The sequence below is a fragment of the Vibrio sp. M260118 genome, assembly GCF_036533755.1.
Lineage (GTDB): Bacteria > Pseudomonadota > Gammaproteobacteria > Enterobacterales > Vibrionaceae > Vibrio.
Genome location: NZ_JATABG010000210.1, coordinates 1 through 6,100 on the forward strand (window position 1 = coordinate 1; position 6,100 = coordinate 6,100).

Here is a 6,100-nt window from a genome sequence, read left to right on the forward strand (position 1 = left end):
TCTTTCTAGGGACTAGGAACTTGCCACTCGAGGTTATTCCCCCCATTGAGCTTCAAACCAGCTCTCTAAGATAACCACTGCAGATTGGCAGTCGACATTACCTTTGCTTAACGCTTTGTAGCCGCCCATTTCAAATAGGTCTGCACGAGCTTCCATGGTTGAGAGCCTTTCATCATGAAGTTCTACAGGCAAGCCAAATCGCCCATGCAGGCGGTTAGCAAATTTCTTTGCTCTTGGTGTAATGGTCTCTAAATCCTTGCCATAAAGGTCTGTAGGTAGCCCGACAACAAGTAAGTTAGGTTGCCACTCTTTGATCTGCTTTTCGATATCATCCCAGTTCGGGATGCCGTCGTTGGCTTTAAATGCTTTGAGTGGTGAAGCTGTACCTGTGACTTCTTGGCCAATTGCACTGCCAATGCTTTTGGTACCGAAATCAAAGGCCATAATGGTTTTAGACATAAATAGTTTTCTTAATCTGTTTACGCGTGGCCAATTTCGCTAGAGAGCTGAGCCACATCAATGCCAAGCATTTGCACCGCTTTCTGCCAGCGCTCGTTGATTGGCGTATCGAACATCACATCAGGGTCTGCTTCAACAGTTAACCAAGAGTTTTCTGACAGCTCGATTTCTAATTGTCCTGGCTCCCAACCCGAGTAACCTAACGCAACGATGTAGTGGTTGGGCTCTGCCTCTGTGCCTAATACGCCAAGGATATCTTTAGATGTTGTGACCGAGATGTTGTCGGTCATCTTAATGCTAGACTCGTACTCATCTTTAGGTTGATGAAGAATAAATCCACGGTCTTCAGACACCGGACCGCCATTAAGAACTGGCTTTTCTAAACTCTCAGAAATTAGCTTTGGGTGCGATGGCTCGACATCGACTCTCTCCAACATCTTGCCAATGGTGATATCGATAGGCGCGTTAATCATCAAACCCATCGCGCCTTCTTCATTGTGCTCACACACATAGATAACGCTGCGTTTGAAGTAGGGATCTTTCATCCCCGGCATTGCTACTAAAAAATGGTTGGTCAAATTCATACAGACTCCCATTCATCAAGGAGGGGCAACTCATTGCGTTGCCCAAATAGAGTTAGGCTTTCAGTCGGCGCTCAATTGCGTCCATTAACTTGCCTGTGATTGACACATCAAATGCAGCCTCGATTTCACGAATACAAGTCGGGCTAGTCACATTGATTTCTGTCAGCTTGTCGCCAATTACGTCTAGACCGACGAAAATCAGTCCTTTTTCTTTAAGTGTAGGCGCTACAGCCTCAGCGATCTTTTTATCTGTCTCACTTAGTGGTCTTGCTTCGCCCGTTCCGCCTGCTGCAAGGTTGCCGCGCGTCTCGCCTTTAGCTGGAATTCGAGCTAGGCAGTAAGGCATAGGCTCACCATCAACAACCAAGATACGTTTGTCGCCATTGCTGATATCAGGGACGAAAGTTTGTGCCATTGCATAGTTTTGGCCATGGTTGGTCAAAGTTTCAATGATCACTGAAACGTTAGGATCACCCTCTTTGACACGGAAGATTGATGCGCCACCCATACCATCAAGAGGCTTAAGGATCACATCGCCGTGTTCTTCGCGGAAGGCCTTAATCTTCTCAGCTTTACGCGTCACGATGGTGGTCGGAGTCAGTTCTGGGAACCAAGCGGTAAACAGCTTCTCGTTACAGTCACGCAGGCTTTGCGGCTTGTTAACAATCAGAGTGCCTTGATCTTCGGCGCGCTCTAGGATGTAGGTTGCGTAGATATACTCGGTATCAAACGGAGGATCTTTACGCATCAATACAGCATCTAGTTCAGAAAGCTCAATGGTTTGCTCCGATTTAAACTCGTACCAACCATTTGGATCTTCTTTGAGCTCAACAACCTTGGTATCGGCAATTGCGACACCTTGATCAAGGTGCAAGTCGTTCATTTCCATGTAGTGGATTTCGTAGCCGCGGCGCTGCGCTTCAAGCATCATGGCAAAGCTAGAGTCTTTTTTGATGTTAATGGACGAGATTGGGTCCATTACGATACCTAATTTGATCATGTGTTTTCTCCGTTTAACCAAGATCGCCAAAACGAACTTGCAAGGCTGTAATTGCAGTAAGAGCTGCTGTCTCCGTGCGCAGTACGCGTGGGCCTAGCAGTGTCTCTTCAAATTTATATTCTTCTGTCATGCCAATCTCTTCAGCAGAGAGTCCGCCCTCAGGACCAATCAATAAGCGTACTTTTTCCACTGGTGTTGGTAGGGTGTTAATTGAGTACTTGGCACGTGGATGAAGGTTGAGCTTCAAGCCGTTGTACTCTTCTGCACACCAATCTTCGAGCTGCATGATTGGGCGAATCTCGGGAACCGTATTACGGCCACACTGCTCGCAGGCACTGATGGCGATCTTCTGCCATTGGGCGAGCTTTTTCTCGAAACGTTTCTGATCGAGTTTAACCCCACAGCGATCAGAAATCAGAGGGGTGATAGTATTCACTCCCAACTCAACAGATTTTTGGATGGTGAACTCCATCTTGTCACCACGTGAAATCACTTGACCAAGATGCAGATCAAGCGGTGATTCTGAGCTATGTTCGACACGCTGTTTTAGCTCAACTTCGACGCTCTTTTTCGAAACCGAAGTGATCTCTGCTGGAAATTCTGCCCCGCTGCCATCAAACAGCAATACTTCTTGGCCCTCTTTCATACGTAGTACGCGGCCAATGTGCCCTGCTGCATCGTCGCTAAGAAGCACAGTGCCTAATTGTGAGATGGTTTCTGGGTGATAAATTCGTGGGATTCGCATTCTGTTTCGATTTCCAGCAAGAGATTTGAATTACTTTCTAACATGGATGCTTAAGCACTAAAAAACAAGGGTAATTGAGTGTTTGCACAGATTTACTCGCAACTCGTCTAGCCGGAACTCGATTGACACTGCGCAAAGACAAATGAGTTGCGATTACCCTGAATGTTGAAGATGCGTTTTTCGCGTTCACACTCCCATTGGTCAACGGGGAACCGTTTGTTCCATGCGTTCATCAGTTGAGTTTGCTGCTTCGAGAGGCGAAATCCATACTCTTGGCTCATGTAAAGATAGGTTCGCGCAATAGAGCCTTTAGCGCGATCTGGTGGCATGACTTTGCGCTGTTTAAAGTTAACCTGCATTTCACAGCGACCATAGCTGACGCCATCAACGCCATTCCACTGGCTAAAGTTGTAGTTGGAGCGATCGCCGTTGACTTCGCCAATTGCGGGTGTGAGGTTGTGCAAGTCCGCTTCCATCATGCGGAAGGCTTTATCATTCTTGGTGCAATTTTTACGTCCGCCCTCCTGCCAGCATTGACGCTGATGGCCGAATTGCCAAGCAGGGACAACATGTTCCCACTCGATACGTGATGCACGTTTTTGTTGTTTGCGTACCTGATATCCGCATGAGGCTAAATCTGGGGTGCCTTTTCTTCCTTGCCATGAAATATCGCAGCCACAATAGAAACTGACCGGATGGTCTGCGTATATTTTTACCGCTTCTTTCTTGGCTTTAGAAAAGGAAGAGGGAGGAGCTGCTTGAACGGAAAACGCGCACAGCAATGTGGCGATAATAGCCGAGACAAATTTACTCATGATAACGTGTTAGAAAAGGACTAAAGAATGCAGTCTAACACGCAAAACTAGAATGATTTACTAATAGTTATGATAGCTGTTTACCAGTAAAGGTCAGTGGGCGTTGACACTGTTGGCAGCGATAACTCGCTTGATTACGAACCACTTTATTGTGGCGGCGAATCGATAGGGGATAGAGGGTACAGCCGCAATCGTATTCAAATGTCTTTCCCTGCACTGAAGCGATTTCGAAGCTGTGGGTGGTTCGAGCCGGGACATTGAAAACCGATTCCATCACGCCTTGCCACTCTTTTCCATGCGGGCGGACGCGACCATAGACTTGATAGGTAATCAGGTGGGCAATTTCATGAGGAATCACCTCAGTTAGAAATGCCTGCTGGTTTTCTGTAAACAGAATAGGGTTGAGGCGAATTTCGTTCAGTTGTAGGTAGGCTTTACCTGCTGCTTTACCGCGCAGCTTAAAGCTAAGCTGAGGAACAGGAAATGAGCGTTGGAAAGCCTGGGAAGCCGCTTGAATGCACTCAGCCATCACTCTCTTTGCACGATACTCTAGCTCTAAGTTCAACCTCGACCCCAATAAAAACGCCCCTATAGTGAGGGGCGAATCATATACTGGTTTAGCGTTTTGTGCGACTTATGGGTGGTGCTTTTTCTTAATGACTTCATGGTAGGCGTGCCAAGTACCGTAACCAAGAATAGGCATAGTAAATAGCATTCCGATGCCGTAGGTAGCAAAGCCAACCAAGATACCGCCACAAATCAGCGCTGCCCAAACTATCATCGCTGGGATGTTTGATTTAACTGCGTTGAAGCTTGAGAAGACGGCAGTCATCATATCTACTCGACGCTCCATCATCAGTGGAATCGAGACCGCTGAAATACTGAAAACGACACATGCTAGAACGAAGCCGACCAATGACCCAATCACAAGAAATGGCATAAATTCAGTCAAAGGTGCGCCCTGAACTGATGGGTAGAGAGCGTGAAGCAGCGCTGCGATTCTCATCCAGAAGATCATACACACCGCGAGTAAGACCGCGAAAGCCCATTGAGATGTAGAGTTGCGGCCGATCGCTTTCATCGAGTGAAGCAAGCTAGGGCTGTGACCTTTTTCTCGTTCCCAACTGGCGTCATAAAGCCCGAGTGCGAGGAATGGCCCAATTAGCATGTAGACAACTAAACTTGGCATTACGACCAAGTGTGTGCCTTGCCATTGGACAAGTAACACTATGCCAATCGCAGCAGCCATAAAGCACAGGCCGTAGAAAGCACTGATTAGAGGCATGCGAACGAAGTCGTGAAGACCAAGTGCAAGCCAGTGGAATGGAGCAGAAATACTGACCTGATTACACGGGATAGTGCGGGCGTATTCTGAGTCTTTGACCTCTTTGCGTTTTTCGTCGAAGTCGTGTGGATTCACCGTACGAGGCATACATCCTCCTTGATCGATTCTCTAACTACACTGCATTTTGCAGTGAATGAAACTCGATGCCCGGCTTGGCGACGTCTTGGTTAAGCGGCGCATCAGTTATTGATGTCTACGAGACTTCTCCATTGGCGGATCTTCGTTAACATATTTTTAACTATTGACCGTTAATCGCTAAATTTCAAATTTCTCCGGTACGCAATTGGCAGCAGTATCTCAATGCTTTGCTTTGAGATACATGTCTACAGCAAGGTGCCTTTGAATATTTTTGCTACCAAATCAGGGTTATACGGAAAGTACCAATGCACGTAAGAGGCGATGGTCGAATTTTTTATCCAAATCGGATCTGTCGGTCGGCCATATTGCGAAACTGGTTGGGTTAACACTTGCTCTTCACTTTGCGTTTTGGAGTAGTGGAAGGTGTGTCCGCGCAGTGTTTGCCCGTCAAAGTCGGCCTCTAAAATGCCTAGTGCAGCCAGTTTAGTTTGCATCTGAGAAGTTGCATTGAGTGCGCCCACCATGTTGCTAGTCTGCTCCTCGCTACTCATTAAGCTGCGATTGAGGTAGAGCATACCTCCACACTCAGCAAGGCAAGGTTTTCCTGATTCTATATGGTCGAGGATTTGCTGTTTTAAAGTGATGTTGAGTTCTAACTGCCGTGTATATAGCTCAGGGTATCCGCCGGGAAGATATAACGCATCACACTCAGGAAGCTCCTCCTGCGCAATTGGGGAAAAGAAATGTAACTGAGCGCCGAGTGAATCTAGCATTTCTAAGTTGGCTTGATAGATAAAAGCGAAGCTAGCATCGCGCGCGATGGCAATCTTATGTCCTTGTAGAGATTCAGTTACCTCTGGTAAAGCTAGGCTAGGTGGTTCGAATGCTTGCGGCGCGGGAAGAGGTATGTTGCCAAACTGATTGAGCAAGCTGGCGGCATGATCTAGCCGTTGCTCAATATCGTCTAGTTCTTGCGCTTGGACTAAGCCTAAATGACGTTCAGGTAGTGAAAGGTCCATATCTTTAGGTAGCCAACCACAGAAAGCCGTTTCGGGGTTAAGGCTTTGTTGTAGC

General features: G+C 47.1%; 7 protein-coding genes and 1 pseudogene. All 8 read right to left on the bottom strand.

Going from position 1 to position 6,100, the window contains the following annotated elements:
• Positions 1 to 33: 33 nt before the first annotated feature.
• Positions 34 to 459 carry a Holliday junction resolvase RuvX gene (gene ruvX, locus QTO00_RS12795; RefSeq protein WP_038208069.1) on the bottom strand — a complete coding sequence of 142 codons (426 nt, stop codon included), beginning with the start codon at positions 457 to 459 and terminating at the stop codon, positions 34 to 36.
• Between the two features lie 20 nt (positions 460 to 479).
• Positions 480 to 1,043 (bottom strand): YqgE/AlgH family protein, encoded by a 564-nt coding sequence (locus tag QTO00_RS12800; RefSeq protein ID WP_038208066.1) that lies wholly within the window; start codon positions 1,041 to 1,043, stop codon positions 480 to 482.
• Between the two features lie 52 nt (positions 1,044 to 1,095).
• Positions 1,096 to 2,043, bottom strand: coding sequence for a glutathione synthase (gene gshB / locus QTO00_RS12805; RefSeq protein WP_331425153.1), 948 nt, complete (start codon positions 2,041 to 2,043; stop codon positions 1,096 to 1,098).
• A gap of 13 nt (positions 2,044 to 2,056) precedes the next feature.
• Entirely contained in the window at positions 2,057 to 2,788 is a 732-nt protein-coding gene (gene rsmE, locus QTO00_RS12810) for a 16S rRNA (uracil(1498)-N(3))-methyltransferase (protein ID WP_331425154.1), read from the bottom strand.
• A 107-nt stretch (positions 2,789 to 2,895) separates the two neighbouring features.
• Positions 2,896 to 3,603 (bottom strand): endonuclease, encoded by a 708-nt coding sequence (locus QTO00_RS12815; RefSeq protein WP_331425155.1) that lies wholly within the window; start codon positions 3,601 to 3,603, stop codon positions 2,896 to 2,898.
• Between the two features lie 67 nt (positions 3,604 to 3,670).
• Positions 3,671 to 4,168, bottom strand: a complete 498-nt coding sequence (locus QTO00_RS12820) for a SprT family zinc-dependent metalloprotease (protein ID WP_331425156.1) — start codon at positions 4,166 to 4,168, stop codon at positions 3,671 to 3,673.
• Positions 4,169 to 4,237: 69 nt separating this feature from the next.
• Positions 4,238 to 5,035 carry a DUF2189 domain-containing protein gene (locus QTO00_RS12825; RefSeq protein WP_331425157.1) on the bottom strand — a complete coding sequence of 266 codons (798 nt, stop codon included), beginning with the start codon at positions 5,033 to 5,035 and terminating at the stop codon, positions 4,238 to 4,240.
• Positions 5,036 to 5,271: 236 nt separating this feature from the next.
• Positions 5,272 to 6,100, bottom strand: a pseudogene (locus QTO00_RS12830) (cobyrinate a,c-diamide synthase); the annotation flags it as partial.